The 16,869-nt window shown below is 63.2% G+C and carries 16 protein-coding genes; 10 read left to right on the top strand and 6 right to left on the bottom strand.

Annotated features, from left to right (window positions below; translation table 11 throughout):
- Positions 1 to 85: 85 nt before the first annotated feature.
- The 4 genes from M1D51_RS07465 to M1D51_RS07480 all read left to right on the top strand — a co-directional run bounded on the left by M1D51_RS07465 (position 86) and on the right by M1D51_RS07480 (position 4,670).
- Positions 86 to 1,822 carry a trypsin-like peptidase domain-containing protein gene (locus M1D51_RS07465; RefSeq protein WP_458109085.1) on the top strand — a complete coding sequence of 579 codons (1,737 nt, stop codon included), beginning with the start codon at positions 86 to 88 and terminating at the stop codon, positions 1,820 to 1,822.
- A 291-nt stretch (positions 1,823 to 2,113) separates the two neighbouring features.
- Positions 2,114 to 2,917: an electron transfer flavoprotein subunit beta/FixA family protein gene (locus M1D51_RS07470; RefSeq protein ID WP_172323520.1), complete on the top strand. Its 804-nt coding sequence runs from the start codon at positions 2,114 to 2,116 to the stop codon at positions 2,915 to 2,917.
- A gap of 14 nt (positions 2,918 to 2,931) precedes the next feature.
- The gene (locus M1D51_RS07475) at positions 2,932 to 3,885 is read left to right on the top strand and encodes an electron transfer flavoprotein subunit alpha/FixB family protein (protein WP_458109086.1); all 954 of its coding nucleotides are present in this window, start codon (positions 2,932 to 2,934) and stop codon (positions 3,883 to 3,885) included.
- Positions 3,886 to 3,890: 5 nt separating this feature from the next.
- Positions 3,891 to 4,670 carry a PIG-L deacetylase family protein gene (locus M1D51_RS07480; RefSeq protein WP_458109087.1) on the top strand — a complete coding sequence of 260 codons (780 nt, stop codon included), beginning with the start codon at positions 3,891 to 3,893 and terminating at the stop codon, positions 4,668 to 4,670.
- 93 nt (positions 4,671 to 4,763) lie between these two features.
- On the opposite strand, the gene M1D51_RS07485 is transcribed toward M1D51_RS07480, so the two are convergent.
- The 5 genes from M1D51_RS07485 to M1D51_RS07505 form a co-directional block, all read right to left on the bottom strand.
- Positions 4,764 to 5,597, bottom strand: a complete 834-nt coding sequence (locus M1D51_RS07485) for an anti-sigma factor (RefSeq protein WP_458109088.1) — start codon at positions 5,595 to 5,597, stop codon at positions 4,764 to 4,766.
- 1 nt (position 5,598) lies between these two features.
- A complete protein-coding gene (gene sigK, locus M1D51_RS07490) occupies positions 5,599 to 6,204 on the bottom strand; it encodes an ECF RNA polymerase sigma factor SigK (protein WP_458109559.1) in 606 nt (201 codons plus the stop codon).
- A 188-nt stretch (positions 6,205 to 6,392) separates the two neighbouring features.
- Positions 6,393 to 6,860, bottom strand: a complete 468-nt coding sequence (locus tag M1D51_RS07495; protein WP_458109089.1) for a tRNA (cytidine(34)-2'-O)-methyltransferase — start codon at positions 6,858 to 6,860, stop codon at positions 6,393 to 6,395.
- A 72-nt stretch (positions 6,861 to 6,932) separates the two neighbouring features.
- Positions 6,933 to 7,877, bottom strand: a complete 945-nt coding sequence (locus M1D51_RS07500; RefSeq protein ID WP_172323510.1) for a J domain-containing protein — start codon at positions 7,875 to 7,877, stop codon at positions 6,933 to 6,935.
- A 68-nt stretch (positions 7,878 to 7,945) separates the two neighbouring features.
- A complete protein-coding gene (locus tag M1D51_RS07505) occupies positions 7,946 to 8,242 on the bottom strand; it encodes a hypothetical protein (RefSeq protein ID WP_458109090.1) in 297 nt (98 codons plus the stop codon).
- Here M1D51_RS07505 and M1D51_RS07510 point away from each other — a divergent pair.
- From M1D51_RS07510 to M1D51_RS07530, 5 genes are all read left to right on the top strand, one after another.
- Positions 8,241 to 8,927 (top strand): diacylglycerol/lipid kinase family protein, encoded by a 687-nt coding sequence (locus M1D51_RS07510; protein WP_458109091.1) that lies wholly within the window; start codon positions 8,241 to 8,243, stop codon positions 8,925 to 8,927. The genes M1D51_RS07505 and M1D51_RS07510 overlap by 2 nt on opposite strands.
- Before the next feature lie 73 nt (positions 8,928 to 9,000).
- Positions 9,001 to 9,675: a hypothetical protein gene (locus tag M1D51_RS07515; RefSeq protein WP_458109092.1), complete on the top strand. Its 675-nt coding sequence runs from the start codon at positions 9,001 to 9,003 to the stop codon at positions 9,673 to 9,675.
- Positions 9,676 to 9,722: 47 nt separating this feature from the next.
- Entirely contained in the window at positions 9,723 to 10,952 is a 1,230-nt protein-coding gene (locus M1D51_RS07520; RefSeq protein WP_458109093.1) for a cysteine desulfurase family protein, read from the top strand.
- Between the two features lie 192 nt (positions 10,953 to 11,144).
- The gene (mnmA, locus tag M1D51_RS07525; RefSeq protein ID WP_253951462.1) at positions 11,145 to 12,266 is read left to right on the top strand and encodes a tRNA 2-thiouridine(34) synthase MnmA; all 1,122 of its coding nucleotides are present in this window, start codon (positions 11,145 to 11,147) and stop codon (positions 12,264 to 12,266) included.
- 124 nt (positions 12,267 to 12,390) lie between these two features.
- The gene (locus tag M1D51_RS07530; RefSeq protein WP_458109094.1) at positions 12,391 to 14,016 is read left to right on the top strand and encodes a hypothetical protein; all 1,626 of its coding nucleotides are present in this window, start codon (positions 12,391 to 12,393) and stop codon (positions 14,014 to 14,016) included.
- A 71-nt stretch (positions 14,017 to 14,087) separates the two neighbouring features.
- Here M1D51_RS07530 and M1D51_RS07535 read toward each other — a convergent pair whose 3' ends face one another.
- Complete coding sequence (locus tag M1D51_RS07535) at positions 14,088 to 14,915, bottom strand: caspase family protein (RefSeq protein ID WP_458109095.1); 828 nt, start codon at positions 14,913 to 14,915, stop codon at positions 14,088 to 14,090.
- Between the two features lie 246 nt (positions 14,916 to 15,161).
- On the opposite strand from M1D51_RS07535, the gene M1D51_RS07540 reads away from it, so the two are divergent.
- A complete protein-coding gene (locus tag M1D51_RS07540) occupies positions 15,162 to 16,790 on the top strand; it encodes an ABC transporter substrate-binding protein (protein ID WP_458109096.1) in 1,629 nt (542 codons plus the stop codon).
- Positions 16,791 to 16,869 lie beyond the last annotated feature (79 nt).

The following is a 16,869-nucleotide window of genomic DNA, read 5'->3' on the forward strand; positions in this document are numbered from 1 at the left end:
CTTTCAGGAAGCTCCCAGCGAACGTCCGCTTTTGTTCCAGTTATTGGGTACATAGTTGTTGGAGACGAGGACGAAAGGAAGACCCATGACGGAGAACCCAGCGCAGGGCACCGCACCGGAGAACCGCGAGCCATCCGGCCCGCGGAACACAAACGGCGAGCAAAATGATGCCACGGCCACCCAGCAGCAGCCCGCCTGGACTTCAGGGCAAGAGAATCCAGGACGCGAGGACGCGCGGGACGTACATGCCACCACGCCTTTGCCGGCCTTCCAGCCGCCTGCAGGGTCGACGCAGGATTCCGCTCCGGTGCATCAGTCCCAGGAGCAGCTCCATCAGTCCCAAGAGGGCGCCCCGACGCATCACGCCAGCCAGCACGCCGCCCCGGCACAGAACGCCCCCCAGCATTACGGGGCGCAGCATGGAGGGCAGCACGCAGCGCCTACCGGCCAGCACAACACCAGCACGCAGCAGCCGCAGTATTACGGCGTGCCGCAGCAGGACCCGGCGCACCGCCCCAGCTACCCGCAGCACCAGCCGTTCTACGGCGGAGGCGCCAGCCCCCAGGGCCCGCATGGTCCCGGAAGTCAGCAGGCTCCTGCTAATTCGGAGGGCCATTCGAAGCGTAAGCCTGCTTTCGGTGTAGGAACCCTCGTAGCCAGCATGCTCGCTGCAGGCCTGATTGGTGGTGGCGTGGTGGCCGGGAGCAATGTGCTCTGGGACCAGCCGGCTCCGGCAGCCTCAACGAGCGGACAATCCAGCACCGTCATTGTGAACAACAAGGATGACGTGAACGTCATTACGGCGGCAGCTGCCAAGGCCTCACCCAGCGTGGTGACCATTAAGGCAACCAGCGGCAACGAGGGGGGAACCGGCTCCGGCATCATCCTCGATGATGAGGGCCACATCCTGACCAACACGCACGTGGTGACGCTCGACGGCGCCACGGCCAACGCCGCGATCGAGGTTCGGACCAGCGATGGCAAGGTTCTCAAAGCCACCGTCGTTGGCACGGATCCGTTGTCCGACCTCGCTGTGATCAAGGTCAGCGACGCCTCCGGATTGGTTCCGGCAACACTCGGAGACTCTTCCAAGATCAATGTGGGGGACACCGCCGTCGCTATCGGTTCTCCGCTGGGCCTGACGGGCACGGTGACCGACGGAATCGTCTCCACGCTCAACCGGACCATCAGCGTTGCGTCCTCGGCCGTGCCGGAAGGCACCCCTGATGAGAGTCAGGGCGATGACGAGGGCTTCCAGTTCGCGCCCCCTAACGGCGGCCAGAGCCAGCGCCCTGCCAATGAAGGCTCCATCGCCATCAATGTCATCCAGACTGACGCGGCCATCAACCCGGGCAACTCGGGCGGCGCGCTGGTGAACAGCAAGGGCGAGGTCATTGGCGTCAATGTTGCCATCGCCTCTGCCGGGAGCGGGACTTCCGATTCCTCCACCGGCAACATCGGCGTTGGTTTCAGCGTCCCCATCAACCATGCCAAGCGCGTGGCTCAGGAAATCATCGAGTCCGGCAAGGCCAGCCACGGACAGTTTGGCGTTTCGGTTCGCCCCAAGTCGTCCTCCGGCAGCGATTCGGGCTTCTCCGTGGGCGCCGAGGTTGCCGCAGTGACCACCGGATCGGCTGCCGCGAAGGCAGGCCTCAAAGTGGGCGATGTCGTCACCAAGTTCGGCAACTACACAGTCAGCGACCCCAACCAGTTGACGGCTGCTGTCCGTGAGCAGCCGGCAGGTGCCAAGGTCAAGGTCACCATTGAGCGCGGCGGCCAGACTCAAGAAGTAGAAGTTACCCTCGACGCCGCGCAGTCATAAGCGGCCCCAACAGCGGGCGGGGAACAACGCACGACGGCGGACGTCACCTCTTTGGTGCCGCCCGCCGTTCTGCCGTCCCCGGCGTGGCTCCGGCCGGACGGGGCAATAGAAAGCCGGACGGAGCAATAGAAAGCAGACAGGGGCTGAAACAGGGGTTAACGCTGGGAGTGGTTTTCGGCGGGCAATATGCTTAGCTAGGACCAGCCCACGCGCTGGGCAATTCGCGGCCACGCTTTTGCGGTTGGCCGTCCACAAGCATGGAAGGCTGCTTCGAAGACAGTGGAAGAGACATTGAAGATTGTCGTTCTGGTTAAGCACGTCCCGGACGCGCAGTTCGACCGGCACATCACCGGACCTGACAACACAACCGACCGTGATGAGAGCATCTTGTCCGAGCTGGATGAGTACGCACTTGAGGCAGCCCTGCAGCTGGCCGAGGAACGCGGCGGGCCCAAGGCCGGCAACGAGGTCATTGCTTTGAGCATGGGGCCGGCAGGGGCAGTCAATGCCGTCAAGAAGTCGCTGCAGATCGGTGCGTATTCGGGCGTCCACCTCAGCGATGACGCTTTGGCCGGGTCCGATGCAGCGGCTACCTCGCTGGCATTGGCAGCTGCCATCAGGCACCTTTCGGCTGACGGCCGCCCGGTGGACCTGGTCCTGACCGGCATGGCATCCACGGACGGTGAGACGTCGCTGATTCCGGCGCAGCTGGCCGAACGTTTGCAGTTCCCGCAGGTCACCTTTGCTTCCAGCCTGGAAGTTGCGGGCAACCAGGTCACCGCCCGCCGCGATGCCGGCGTCTTTTCTGAAACCGTTGAAGCGCAGCTTCCTGCAGTGGTTTCGGTGACCGACCAAATCAATGAACCGCGCTACCCCAACTTCAAGGGCATCCTTGCGGCAAAGAAGAAGAAGATTGCAGCCCTGTCACTAGCCGATATCGGTGTGGATGCCTCGCAGGTGGGCTTGGCAGGCTCCTGGACAGTGGTGGAATCCGCAGAGGCCCGTCCGCCGCGGACCGCCGGCACCATCATCACCGACGACGGCGACGCCGGCATCAAGCTGGTCGACTTCCTCGCCGCACAGAAGCTGCTCTAAAGGGGATCGCAACCATGGCAAATGCACTTGTTTTCATTGACAACCCGGGAGCAGCTCTGAAGAAGAGCAGCTTGGAGCTCCTGACCATCGCCCGCTCGCTGGGGGAGACCGCCGTCGCATTGACAGGTGAGCTTACCGACGACGTCGCAGCAGCCTTGGGCGCCTACGGCGTCGCCACGGTTTACCAGCCCTCCTCGGACGATCTGGATAGCTACCTGGTGGGCCCGAAGGCGGCCTATCTCGCCGCCGCCGTGCAAAGCGCAGGCGCCACGGCTGTCCTCCTGGACAACTCGCCCGAGGGCAAGGAAATTGCGGGCAGGCTGGGTATCAAGCTCAACGCGGGCGTCATTACCGACGTCGTGGGCGTGGAGGCTGACGGCACCGCGCACAAATCGGTTCTTGCTGGCTCCTACAACACCACGGCGAAAGCCACCACCCCGGTGACCGTTCTTTCGGTCAAGGCCAACAACGTTGAGCCGGCACCGTCCGGAGCTGCGGGAACTCCTGCGGTAGCCAGGATTGATCTCCCGGCAGATGCCTTGGTGAACTCTGCCCGCATCGCCTCGCGGTCCGAGAAACCGGTCAGCGGCAGGCCGGACCTCAGCGAAGCACGGATCGTGGTGGCCGGAGGCCGCGGCGTGGACGGTGACTTCGGTCCCGTCGAGGAACTTGCAGATGCGCTCGGAGCGGCAGTGGGCGCATCCCGTGCGGCCACGGATGCGGGCTGGATCGGTCACGACGCGCAGGTGGGCCAGACAGGAGTCACGGTTTCGCCCCAGTTGTATATCTCTGCGGGCATTTCGGGTGCTATTCAGCAGAAGGCCGGCATGCAGACCTCAAAGGTGATCGTGGCCATCAATAAGGACGCGGAATCACCGGTATTCGAGATCGCCGATTACGGCATTGTGGGTGACCTCTTCAAGGTTCTTCCGCAGGCCACTGCCGAGATCAAGAAGCGGAAAGGCTGATCCCTTTGCCTACTGACTTCACGTCAGCAAAGAGCCCGTTCGATGCCTCCACGGAGCGTGTTGAGCGGGTGCTTTGTTTTACAGCTCATCCTGACGACATCGACTTCGGCGCAGCCGGCACCATTGCGGCGTGGACGGCGGCCGGCGTCGAGGTCAGCTACTGCATCATGACCGACGGCGACGCGGGAGGCTTTGACCCGGTGGACAGGGAACGGATCACCGAACTCCGAGCCGAGGAACAACAGCGGGCAGCCGCCCTGGTGGGCGTCAAGGATATCCATTACCTGCACGAGCTTGATGGCTACCTTGAGCCGACCCATGGTGTCATCAAGCAGGTGGTGAAACTGATCCGGGAAATCCGCCCCGACATCGTATTGACCATGCACCCTGAGCGAAACTGGGATCGTCTCCAGAAGAGCCACCCGGACCACCTCGCTGCCGGCGAGGCTGTCACCCGTGCGGTCTACCCTGCGGTGGAGAATCCCTTTGCCTACCCGGAACTGGCTGAGGCGGGGCTGGATGCCTACAAGCTGCCGTGGCTGTGGTTCATTTGCAGCCCCGACGCCCGGGAGAATCATTTTGTGGACGTCTCAGCCCACGTCACTGCGAAGTTGGATGCCATCCGCGTCCATGCGAGCCAGCATCCAGACATTGAAGGCATGGATCGTGTAGTCAGGGGCCAGATGCTGGCGAACGGTCAGCGCGCCGGAATGCCTGCCGGGACCAGTGCTGAGGGCTTCCACGTGGTGGCCGTCAACGGATCGAGCACCATCGCCGGTTTCTGACGTCGCTGTGCTGACCATGCGGAACTGACCAACGCACGACGGCGGCCGTCCCACTCAAGGGGGCGGCCGCCGTCGTTGGTCACTGGGTTGGAGTCAGGCGCTGAGCCCGACCACCAGTACCGGCTCAGTGGTGGGGGCGCTTGATCCGCCTGTGGGTTCCACGGTGATCGCTACGGACGAGGCGGAGGACAGGCCCTTCACCACGGCCGGCTTGGACAGGGTCTCAGCATCCATGGTGCCCTGCGGTACAGGGGCAGAGCCGTCCTTGGGCAGGGTCCACAGCTGGTAGACCTTGCCTTCGGGGGCCGGTGCAACCCCATCCATCAGCACCACGAAAGAATCCTTGGCCGATGACGCGGAGATGGTGGCTGTACCGCCTCCGGGCACAGGTGCGGACTTCTTCTGGACGTCCTGGGCTTGAAGTACCTGGTTGACGGGGTCGTTTTGCCCCGAAACGTAGGTGCCGACTCCGATGCTGCCAAGGGCAATCACCGCTGCAGCGGCTGCCCCCACGATCCATCTGCGTGCGCCGCCGGCCCGTGTGCGCTCTTCACGTTTGGCCCGTGCTGCCGCGAGGTCGTCGACGGCGGGACTCACTACCGGAGGGGCTGCGGGCACGGCAGGGGATTGGACGGCAGCATCGGTGGTAATGCGTTCCATGATGTTGTCGAAGAGCCCGGCAGGAGGTGCTTCTTCGGGCGCGAAGCTCACTGCGAGGGTCTCGCGGGCTTCACGGACCCTGTCACGGAACTCAGGACCTTCAGGGGCGTCCTTGACGTGGGCATCGATCATGGCCCGTTCGTCCTCGCTCAGGGCATCCAAGGCATAGATCTCCGCCAGTTCGAGGACGCGGCCCTCAGCGAGGTCGGTAGCGATGTCGTTGGCAAACATTCTGCGGATAAAGCCTCCACTGGTGTTTTCACTCATATCAACCCACCCCCAGGCAGGTCTTCAAGCGCAGCAATCCATCACGGATGCGTGACTTGATGGTGGGGACGGCGGCGCCCAGGTGCTCGGCGACCTCGCGGTAGGTCAGCCCGCCGTAGTAAGCCAGGCGGACCGATTCCCGCTGGGTGTCCGTCAGGGTCCCGAGGCATCGGCTCACAGCTTCGGCTTCGAGGTTGGTGTCGGCTTCTTCGGCCACCAAGTCACGGTCCGGATCTTGGCTCGCGGCACCATATCTGGCTTCGCGGTCCGTTGCTGCCTGCACGGCCCGGACGCGGTCAATGGCCCGGCGATGCGCAATGGTCATCAACCAAGCCAGCGGAGTTCCGGCGGAGCGGTCGAACTTTGCCGCTCCTTGCCACACCTGTATGAAGACTTCCTGGGTGGCGTCCTCACTGAGGTCAGGGTCTATCAGGACGCGTTTGGCCATGCCAAAGACGCGCCGGGAGGTCAATTGGTAGAACTCGGCGAAAGCCTGTTGGTTGCCTGCTGCCACGAGTTCGAGCAAGCCAGCCAGTTGCGAATTCAGATCAGTCGCAGGGCCGGTAGCTTCGAAGACCGTGGGGCCGGGATTGTTGGGGATGTCCATCACCGTCCAGCATATGCCGTCCCGTTTGAAACCGTCAGCATCACGGGTTTGCGTCGAGGGCGCGCCGGTGCAGCGGCTTGCCGTCTTCACCTGGGTCTGCAGCACGCTCACGTAGGCTCCCTCAACGAATCTCCAAGGCAGGAGTTGTCCTGCAAAAGGTATTCGGTGCTGAGGCGCCGTTGGATGGGCTAGACCTTGGCGCCGGCAAAACCGTTCTGCCGCCACGCCTCGAAGACGGCGATCGACGCAGCATTGGCGAGGTTAAGCGAGCGGAGGGATGGCTTCATCGGAAGCCGGACCCGGGCGGTAACGTGTGGATCCTGTTTGAGCCAATCCGGCAGGCCCACGGATTCGGGACCGAACATGAGGACATCGCCTTGGCGGTAACTGATGTCCGTATAGGAGGTCTCGCCGTCGGAAGTGTAGGCAAAGACGCGTTCCGGCTGCAGGGCCGCCCACGCTGCATCGATGTCCTTGTGGACAGTGACGACGGCGAGATCGTGGTAATCCAGGCCGGCGCGGCGAAGCTTGGCGTCGGAAAAGTCGAAGCCGAGGGGCTCCACCAGATGGAGTTCAGCTCCGGTGATGGCGGCCAAACGGATGGCGTTGCCCGTATTACCCGGGATTTCTGGAGTGTGGAAGAGGATGCGGAACACCGTTCCATCTTAGTGGCCAGTCTGTGGCGGACAGGTCAGCGGGCAGGTCCTTTACCAATGGCTGCGGCGCCGCTAGTGCATTCCCCGCAGCAGGCGCGCCAGAACCGGAACCACCACCGTGTTCGGAGCCGGCCCTGAGCTGAGGAACTGCTTGAGGCCCCTCACCAGCCCTGCTGCATTGACTACTTCCACAGCATTGTGGCTGGACTGGCCCTTGCCGTACTGGTCGATCACCGGCTCGTGCAGGTTGCCATCGGGGCTGTGCAGGACCACCCAGCCGGTGACGTTGAGTTCAGGGAAGATGTCCTGCATGTGCCGGACGATGTGGGCCAGCTGCGGAGGAGCAACAGAACGGCCGCCGTGGCGCAGCGAGTGACCGTCCCAGGCGTACGCTCCTTTGGGGAGCAGCATGGAGCCCACCAGGGCCAGCCGGTAGCCGGAGAGTACGGCATGGTCGATGTGGTTGTTGTCCGACGGCGAGCGGAGGCCGTTGATGAGCCGGGCAGCGGGCAGGGCGGGCAGCACCTGGCGGCTGATCAGTTGGACGGTTCGCATTTCACGTTGGATGCGCGCCTCGGCGCCGAAGATGCCCCGCTTCCGGGGGAGTCCATGGACCTGCTGCGCCGCTTCCGCCGCAGAAATGAGCGGGACTTCGTCCGGATCGTCAAAGGCAGGTACATAGACCGGGGGATCACCGGCGGTGTTGCGCTGGGTTTGAGGTCGCCGGACACTGCCGGTGGCGAAAGGTCCCGGGGCGGCCGTGCCTGTGTAGTCGCCCGGCCGCGGCTGGCTTACGCCGGATGCTCCGCGGGCGTATCGGCGGTCGTACTCGGCCCTGCGCCGGGGGTCTATCAGGGTTTCATAGGCCAGCGTTACCCGCCGGAACATCTCCGCTTCCCCGCCGTGATCGGGGTGCGCTTTCCGGGCAGCCTTACGGTAGGCAACCTTGATCTCCTTGTCCGTCGCAGTGACGGAAACACGGAGAACCTGATAGTGCGAACTGCTGCCCTCGGCCAAGCACGGGCCCTTCTCTAAAAGTCGATGCGCTCTGAAAGAGGCGCGGTAGTGGCAAGTTTATCCAGCCACTATGTGAACGTTGGCATCGGGGTGTGTGGTTCCCGGCTGGCATAATTCACGATGTGACCCCACCGGCAGCCGTCAACCCCTCCAGTAAGCCGGGAGTGATCGTCATGGCCATCAACCCGGCCGCCTCCTTTGGCCGGACCCGCCATGCCGGGGACCACGCCGCGGCACAGTTCCGCGCCGCCGGACGGGACGTCGTCGTCCTCCAAGCGGGCAATTACCTCAACTTGAGGCGCCTTGTTGACCAAACGTTGGCCGGCGCGGCAGTGGCCGCGCTGGGTGGTAGGAGGCGATGGCATGGTCCATTTGGGGGTCAATGCGCTCGCCGGAGGAGAAGTTCCGCTGGGAATAGTGCCCAGCGGAACGGGAAACGATGTGGCCAGGCTCCTGGGTTTGCCCCTTCATGACACGCCTGCCGCCTGCCGCTTGATCCTTGGCGCGATGGCCTCAGGCGGACGGAGAATCGACGCCGGGCGGGTTACGGCGGATGGGCAGGGCACTTTTTTCGTCGGGGTTCTCTCGGCCGGGTTCGATGCCGCGGTCAACGAACGGGCCAACTCATGGAGGTGGCCGCGGGGAAAGAGCCGCTACAACCTCGCCATGCTCAAGGAGTTGGGTTCCTTCCGAAGGATCGACTACGTGGTCACTGCCGATGACGTGACGTGGCGCCAGCCTGCGTTGCTGATTTCGGTGGCGAACGGGCAATACATTGGCGGCGGCATGCGGATTACCCCGGATGCTTCGCCCGACGACGGTCTCTTGGATCTTTTTGTGGTCAAGCCGTTGTCACGGATGCGGTTCCTGATGGTCTTTCCGAAAGTGTTTGCCGGCAAGCACACCAGCCACCCCGCCGTGGAGATCCAACGTGTCCGCACCGTCCGGCTGGAGGCGGAGGGCGTGGTGGCATACGCGGACGGCGAGCGCATTGGCTCGTTGCCGGTGGACGTCGATGTTGTTCCGAACGCCCTGCGGGTCCTCGCCTAGGCGGGCCTGCCGGATAGACTCGATCGCGGCAGATGCCCTGCCATCTGACACGGCATGGCGACAAGGAGCGAGGGTGGCGCGAAACGTTCGACGACGGGTGGCTGGGATTGCTGCCCTGGCAGCAGTTGGTGCCGTGGCATCTGGCTGCACCGTTAATGTTCCTGATCCGACGGCGCCGAAACCGACGCCGTCGCAGTCTTCGTTGGCGACGCCCACCATCACGCCCGGGCACGATGCTGCTGCCGTCGCGGCGAAGGACCTGCCCCTGGCCGCCGGCAACACGTTGGCTCCCGGGGATCCTGTGACGGTTTCAACCCGGTTGGAGGAAGTTCCGGGGTGGACCGTAATTCACTCCGGCCTCCAAGGTGAGGTGCGTTATCGGAAGGATGACGGCTGCAACTTGGCAGTCCGCGTCAGCGTCAACCAGGGACCCTTGGCGGTTGCCGGTGATGACGCGGCCTCCACCAAAGAACTCTTCCGTTACCTTGATCCGGGCATTGCGTTGGATAGCTTGAAGCCGGTGTCGCTGCGGTGGGGGCAGGATTCGGATAAGCCCCAGCACAACGTGGAGCTCCTCGCCCTGGAGTCTTCGGCCGCGAAAGGCGGGAACGCTGCTGTGGTGATGGCCCGGTTGTTCAGCGCGCCGGCATCGTCGGTTTATATCTCGGTGGCATGCCCGGATGACGGGTCCTTGGACAAAGCACGTGCCGAAGCGGCAGCCCAGCTTGTGGTGGTCCCGCCGGGATAAGCGTCCTGGACCCCCATCGGTGGACCCCCCATCGGTAGAATGGCAAGGTGCCTGTATACCTCGATCACGCTGCCACCACACCCCTGTCGGCCGAAGCGCTCGCCGTGATGACACGGGAGCTTGCGCGAACCGGAAATCCGTCTTCTCTGCATGGGGCGGGTCGTCGTGCCCGACGCGCCGTGGAGGATGCCCGCGAAACGCTGGCCGCAGCAGCCGGCGCGCACCCTTCGGAGGTCATTTTCACCTCAGGCGGAACCGAGGCTGACAACCTGGCGGTCAAGGGCTTGTTTTGGTCCCGACGGGACGAGGACCCCCGCCGGACGCGGATCCTTTGTTCCGCCGTCGAACATCACGCAGTCCTTGACACCGTGGAGTGGCTGGAGCGGCACGAAGGTGCGGATGTGGTGTGGCTTCCGGTCGATGACTCCGGCACCGTGCAGCTTGAGGCTCTTCAGCGGGAGATTGACCGGGATCCCGGAGCAATCGCACTCGTCACTGTCATGTGGGCCAACAATGAGGTGGGCACCATCCAGCCGGTGGAGGAGATCGTGGGGCTGGCAAAGCCCCATGGAATACCGGTCCATTCCGATGCTGTGCAGGCTTTCGGTTCGGTCCCAGTGGATTTCCGGGGGAGCGGCTTGGCAGCGATGTCAGTATCCGGGCACAAGTTGGGCGGTCCGGTGGGTGTGGGTGCACTCTTCCTGGGGAGGTCCGTGAAGCTGACGCCAGTCCAGCACGGTGGCGGCCAGGAACGCGATGTTCGTTCAGGAACGTTGGATACGCCGGCCATTGCCGCTTTTGCCGCCGCGGCCGAGGCAGTCACCGCGAACCTGTTGGACGAGCGGACGCGGTTGAGCGCGTTACGTGACCGTTTGATCGAAGGTGTCCGTGCTGCAGTGCCCGAGGCAGTGCTTCGGGGTGCCGGGGGAGAGCGGCGGCTGCCCGGAAATGCCCACTTCACCTTCCCCGGCTGCGAAGGCGACTCACTGCTTTTCCTCCTGGACCTGGCAGGCGTTGAATCATCCACAGGCTCTGCCTGCACGGCAGGAGTTCCGCGTCCATCGCACGTTCTGTTGGCCATGGGCCTGGACGAGGACGCCGCACGCGGGGCGCAACGCTTCACTCTGGGTCACAGCTCCACGGACGCTGATGTGGACGCGCTGCTGAAGGCTCTGCCCGAAGCCTGTTCAAGGGCCCGGCAGGCCGGCATGGCCGGTCACGAGTCCAGCATCCAAACAGCGGCAACAGTGGCGCGGCAAGCATCTTCGGCTTCCTGATCCGAGCGCGATAAGTGCGGGCCGGTTCTTCCACAGGCACGTGGGTATCCGAGGAGACGGCAGCCACCGATCACGGGATTTAGCACAGGCGTTGTACTGCAAGCTAGAATGGATGGGCACGCCGACTGTTCTGAGTCGGAACAGGTGCCACAGCCCCCAACACAGAAAGCCAGCATGCGAGTACTTGCAGCAATGAGCGGTGGAGTAGACTCCGCCGTGGCCGCCGCCCGCGCCGTAGAGGCCGGACACGACGTCGTCGGAGTCCACCTCGCGTTGTCGCGCATGCCCGGCACCCTGCGCACCGGAAGCCGGGGCTGCTGCACCATTGAGGACTCCCGTGATGCTTGGCGGGCTTGCGACGTCCTGGGGATCCCTTACTACGTGTGGGACTTCTCGGAGCGCTTCAAGGAAGACGTCGTCCAGGACTTCATTGACGAATACGCCGCAGGCAGGACGCCGAACCCCTGCATGCGCTGCAACGAACGCATCAAGTTCGCTGCACTTCTGGAGAAGGCCATTGCGCTCGGCTTTGACGCAGTTTGCACCGGACACTACGCCAAGGTGATCGAAGACGCCGACGGCAACCGTGAACTGCACCGCGCAGCCGATTGGGCCAAGGACCAGAGCTACGTCCTGGGCGTCCTGACCCACGAGCAACTCAAGCACTCCATGTTCCCGCTGGCGGACACGCCTTCAAAGGCAGAGGTGCGCGCGGAAGCGGAGCGGCGGGGCCTTTCGGTGGCCAACAAGCCGGACAGCCACGATATTTGCTTCATCTCCGACGGCGACACCCGCGGGTGGTTGGCTGAAAAGATCGACATGACCACCGGCGACATCGTTGACGAGACCGGGACCAAGGTTGGCGAACATCCTGGCGCCAACGCGTTCACGGTGGGACAGCGCCGCGGACTGAAGCTGGGAACCCCTGCCGCTGACGGCAAGCCGCGCTTTGTCCTGGAGATCCGTCCCAAGGAAAACAAAGTGGTAGTGGGCCCCGAAGCACTGCTTGCCATCGACGAAATCCGCGGCATCAAGGTTTCATGGGCAGGCCTGCCCATCGCCGAAGTTGCTACCGGTGCAGAGTTTGACTGCCATGCCCAAGTACGGGCACACGGGGATCCCGTTCCGGCGCGTGCACACGTGGAATCCGTCCAGGACGATTCCGGTGTGGAGCGGGACGAACTCGTAGTCACCCTGACCGATCCGCTCCGCGGAGTGGCTCCGGGGCAGACGGTAGTCCTCTACCAGGGCAGCCGGGTTCTGGGGCAGGCCACCATCGACGCCGCCCGTTCGCTCCAGCGCGTGGCACTCTAAGGTCCGTCGCCTCTGGCGCCAATCCCTCCACGAGCCATTGCCTCGGCAATGTTGCGCCTCCATACTGGGCTAAGCAGCGCTTCCGCTGCGGTGTTTGGGGTCCGCATTCGGGATGGCGATGGCTGTGGCATTTCCAAAAAAGAGCCCTGGAGACATCAAAGCCGGGCAGATGGTCTCCGTTACCGTTCTGGCGGAGGGTCCCCTTGGCACTGCGGGGGCACCTCCACTGACAACACAGGTCCGCATCCCGGTGGAACGCCTCAGACGAGGTCCTACGGGGCACCGCTACGCGATCCATATCAGGAAGTGGCGCGGCACCACAGTCTCCCCGGTCACCCTGACGCAGCAAGGGGATCCCTGGCAGCTGATCTCCGAACCTCCGCCGGCCGGTTTGCGTGAACTCCTCGATGACACCCGGTTCCTGGCCCAACACGTCTATGGCGTGGCAATGAACACTCTGGACATCTTTGAAACGACCCTTGGCAGACGCATGCCATGGAATCCGGAAGGCCGAGTGGTCCTCAAGGCCCGTGACCTGATCACCGCCACGGACACCGGCTACGAGCGCGGCACCAACATCATCCGCTTCGGTTCGGTGGATCGGATGGGATACAAAGTCCCCACGGCCCTCTACCGGGACATCGTGGCCCACGAAGTGACACATGCGATCCTGGACGGGTTCCGGCCGGCATGGGCTGACCAGATGGCCACCATGGAACAGTTGGCCATGCACGAGGCGTTGGCCGACATTGTTGCCATCCTGTCCGTGTTTTCTTCCCGCGACGTCGTGGCGCGGCAACTTGACGCCGCCGCCGGTGGCTTTGAGGCCGGCCAAGTGGTCGATGATGCGGTCCTGATGCGTTCCCTCTTCGATTTTGCACGTGACCTCTTCGCTCGCGGCCCACTGCGGGAGCCTTTCGTTGGCAAGGTGCCCGAAGACTGGCAGTCGCTGCCGGAGCCCCATGCGCGGGGAGCCGTGGTGGTGGGGGCCGTGCTTCGGTCCGTCCAGAGGCTGTGGTCGGAGCGGAACGCACGGTTCGGGGACGGCCAGAGCCTGCAACAGAAGGCCGAGTCCGGCTCAATCGTGGCTCTTCGGGTCCTAAGGATGGTGATCCGTGGACTCTCCTATATGCCCCCGGTCGATGTTTCGTGGCGGGATCTGCTCAGAGGCATCATCGCCGCTGACCTGGACATGGTTCCCGAAGACAACTACGGATACCGCGAGGCCCTCCAAGCAGAGTTTTCCGCCATCGGAATCCGTCGGGTTTCCATGAACAACATCAGCGGGGTGGACAATTACCAGGGGCTTCGTTATCCCGTCCGGCTTTCAGCCCTGGGCTCCGATCCCCAGGAGGTGCAGCGTTTTGTCTGGGAGAACCCCCGGCTCCTGGAAGCTGCCAGGCTGGAGCGCCGCACGCCCCTCAGTTCCACCCGGGTCCGTACTTCCGAACGTGTATCCCCGGACGGATTCGTCATCTCCGAGATTGGTGCTTCATTCATCCAGACGGTCCGGATGAGCCGGCGGGAGGCTTATGTCCGCTTGGGCTTGAAAACCCGCAGGGACTTCGTGGACATCCGTGGGGGAGGGCTGTTGCGCTTTGATGCCGGCGGCCGGCTCGTGTACGCAGCGCTCAAACCGGTGATGGACAGGGACCGGCAAGGGCAGATGTTTGGCTCGGACCAGCATCATGACGCCGAAGAGGCCGCGTCATCGGGTGTCCGGGATAAGTTCCATGGCACCGGGGACTGACCGGATCACTCCGCGCCGGATCACTCCGCGGCGGATCACTCCGCGGGGAGCAGCCAGGTGCTCCACAGGGTTCAGGCGCCCCACGCCGCCTTGCGTGCCGCCGTCGTGCCTTCCAGTTGGGCGATCTGATCGAAGCCCCCGGCCTTGAGGCCTTTACTGACCTTTTTGAGGATCTCGGCCCGCCCCACGGTGCCGTCACCCTGGAGGGACTTCACAAAGTTGTAGGTGAACGCACCGTTGTACCGGCCCTCGATGAAGGCATCGGCAGCCGTCTGGTCGGAGCGGCAGGCCGCCATCAGTACCGGTGCGGAGAGCCTGGCTGTCTTAACCATGTCCCGCAGGCTGCGGATGTCCTTGGATTCATTGGCAATCACCGCCCGGGGCGTTGGAGCCGGAAGGAAACGGGGGCGGCGTCCCGGAAGGAGGTCCAAGGACTTCAGCCCCGTTCCGCTGTGGCAGGTGTCCAGCACAACATCCATCAAGACGCCCTCAGGCAGGCGTGCGAACAGGGTGGCCAGCTCGTCGTCGGTGATTACCGTGTCCACATCCCAATCTTCACCCGAGTTATTGATGTCGTAGCAGGCAAAAGCCTCATCCAGGCGGTCGCTTTCATCCCCACTGGTGTCCGGCACTTGCGTGCCGTGGCTCGAAAAGGTGAAGACGATGTGGGTGGCGGTGCCCGCAACTGCGGCGTCGACCAGTGCGTTGAGCGCTGCCATGACCGTTTTCTTCACTGCCTTGGCATCCCGCAGGACGGTAATGCTGGAACCGTCGAAGCCATACTGTTTTTCAAGCAGCGAAGCAAGGTCTTCGGCATCGTTGACGCAGCCGTTAAGCCAACTGGCCTGGGGGAGAAACTTGAACTTGTTGATCCCTACACAGAGTGCTGCCTTGCTCATCTGCTTTGTCCTTTGGGCGGTCCTTCAGTGAGTGAGACTCCGAAACAACGATATTCCGGCACATCTCACGGAGCAATGGCCCAAGGAACGCGATCAAAGCTACTGGAAAGTAAATTTTGTGTCTCAAATCACTAAAATGACGCTTTATGACCTGCGAAGTCTGGTTGAATCGAGGCACTAAGAGTGTGCGCCGTCACAAATATCCCACGGCGGCGCGCCGAATCCATCGAACAGAAGGTTCACCAGATGGCACTGAACAAGAAGGCCCTCCACGGCGCTATCGCGCTGGCGGGCATCTCCGCGCTCGCCTTGACGGCATGCACGGGACCCTCCGGCGGCGGCTCCTCGTCCGCCCCGGCTGCCGCCGGCCCCATCGCCTACGGCACCACAGACAAGGTCACATCGCTTGACCCTGCCGGATCCTATGACAACGGTTCATTCATGGTGATGAACCAGATCTACTCCTTCCTCTTGAACTCCAAGCCCGGTGGCGCGGAGCCCGTGCCCGACCTCGCGGAATCGTCGTCGTTCACCTCGCCGTCGGAGTACACAGTCAAGCTCAAGTCCGGACTGAAGTGGGCCAACGGCCACACCTTGGATTCGAAGGACGTCAAGTTCTCCTTCGACCGCCAGGTAGCCATTAACGATCCCGCCGGTCCGGCATCCTTGCTGACCAACATCGAAAGCGTCACGGCCCCGGACGCCACCACTGTGGTGTTCAAGCTCAAGAACGCCAACGATCAAACATTCAGCCAGATCCTCAGCAGCCCTGCCGCTCCGATCGTGGACGATGAAGTCTTCCCGGCAGACAAAGTGCTTTCCGACGACGAGATCATCAAGGCCAACGCATTCCATGGCCAGTACACGATTGACAGCTACAAGAAGAACGAACTTGTCAGCTTCAAGGCTTTCGCGGACTACCAGGGCGTTCTGGGCAAGCCCGCCAACGACGCGGCCACCATCAAGTACTACGCCAGCCCCACCAACCTGAAATTGGAAATACAGCAGGGGGCTATTGACGTTGCCTTCCGCAGCCTGAGCGCCACGGACATCGACGACCTCCGCAAGGACTCCAAGGTTAAAGTCCTTACCGGACCAGGTGGCGAGATCCGCTACATCACATTCAACTTCGACACCATGCCATACGGGACCAAGGCTGAGGGCGCGGACCCGGCCAAGGCACTGGCAGTACGCCAGGCCGTGGCCAACCTCGTTGACCGCCAGGCCATTGCCGATCAGGTCTACAAGGGCACCTACCTCCCTCTGTACTCGAACGTTCCGAGCGGATTCCTCGGTGCCAATGAGTCCTTCAAGGACGCCTACGGCGATGACGGAAAGCCGAGCCTGGACAAGGCCAAGAAGGTCCTGGCCGACGCCGGGATCACGGGGCCCGTAGCCCTGAACCTGCAGTACAATCCTGACCACTACGGCGGATCCTCCGGAGACGAGTACGCCATGGTCAAGGAACAGTTGGAGAAGTCCGGCCTCTTCACGGTAAACCTGCAGTCCACCGAGTGGGTCACCTACAGCAAGGCCAGCCGCGCCGATGAATACCCGTTGTTCCAGTTTGGCTGGTTCCCCGACTTCAGCGACGCCGACAACTACCTCACTCCGTTCTTCCCGGAGGGCGGCTTCCTGAAGAACCACTACAACAACCCTGCCGTGAACGAACTGATCGCCAAGCAACTTGTTGATGCAGACAAGACCAGCCGGGAGTCGGCCATCAAGGATGTCCAGAACGCGCTTGCCAAGGACATCTCTACGTTGCCGCTGCTCCAGGGTGCGCAGGTCGCGGTGGTCGGAAGCGGCGTGAACGGTGTGGACAAGACGCTGGATCCGTCCTTCAAGTTCCGTCTTGGAGTCATTTCCAAGTAACCGCACCATTGTGACCAGAAGGCAGGCGGGACACTGATCCGGTGTCCCGCCTCCTTTGCTGACCACCACATTGGCCGGC

Source organism: Arthrobacter sp. R3-55 (genome assembly GCF_054161505.1).

Excerpts from the sequence above, each read along its gene's own strand:
- M1D51_RS07465 (WP_458109085.1), top strand. The coding sequence starts at position 86 with ATGACGGAGAACCCAGCGCAGGGCACCGCACCGGAGAACCGCGAGCCA.
- M1D51_RS07475 (WP_458109086.1), top strand. The coding sequence starts at position 2,932 with ATGGCAAATGCACTTGTTTTCATTGACAACCCGGGAGCAGCTCTGAAG.
- M1D51_RS07485 (WP_458109088.1), bottom strand. The coding sequence starts at position 5,597 with ATGAGTGAAAACACCAGTGGAGGCTTTATCCGCAGAATGTTTGCCAAC.
- sigK (WP_458109559.1), bottom strand. The coding sequence starts at position 6,204 with ATGGACATCCCCAACAATCCCGGCCCCACGGTCTTCGAAGCTACCGGC.
- M1D51_RS07510 (WP_458109091.1), top strand. The coding sequence starts at position 8,241 with ATGGTCCATTTGGGGGTCAATGCGCTCGCCGGAGGAGAAGTTCCGCTG.
- M1D51_RS07505 (WP_458109090.1), bottom strand. The coding sequence starts at position 8,242 with ATGCCATCGCCTCCTACCACCCAGCGCGGCCACTGCCGCGCCGGCCAA.
- mnmA (WP_253951462.1), top strand. The coding sequence starts at position 11,145 with ATGAGCGGTGGAGTAGACTCCGCCGTGGCCGCCGCCCGCGCCGTAGAG.
- M1D51_RS07535 (WP_458109095.1), bottom strand. The coding sequence starts at position 14,915 with ATGAGCAAGGCAGCACTCTGTGTAGGGATCAACAAGTTCAAGTTTCTC.
- M1D51_RS07540 (WP_458109096.1), top strand. The coding sequence starts at position 15,162 with ATGGCACTGAACAAGAAGGCCCTCCACGGCGCTATCGCGCTGGCGGGC.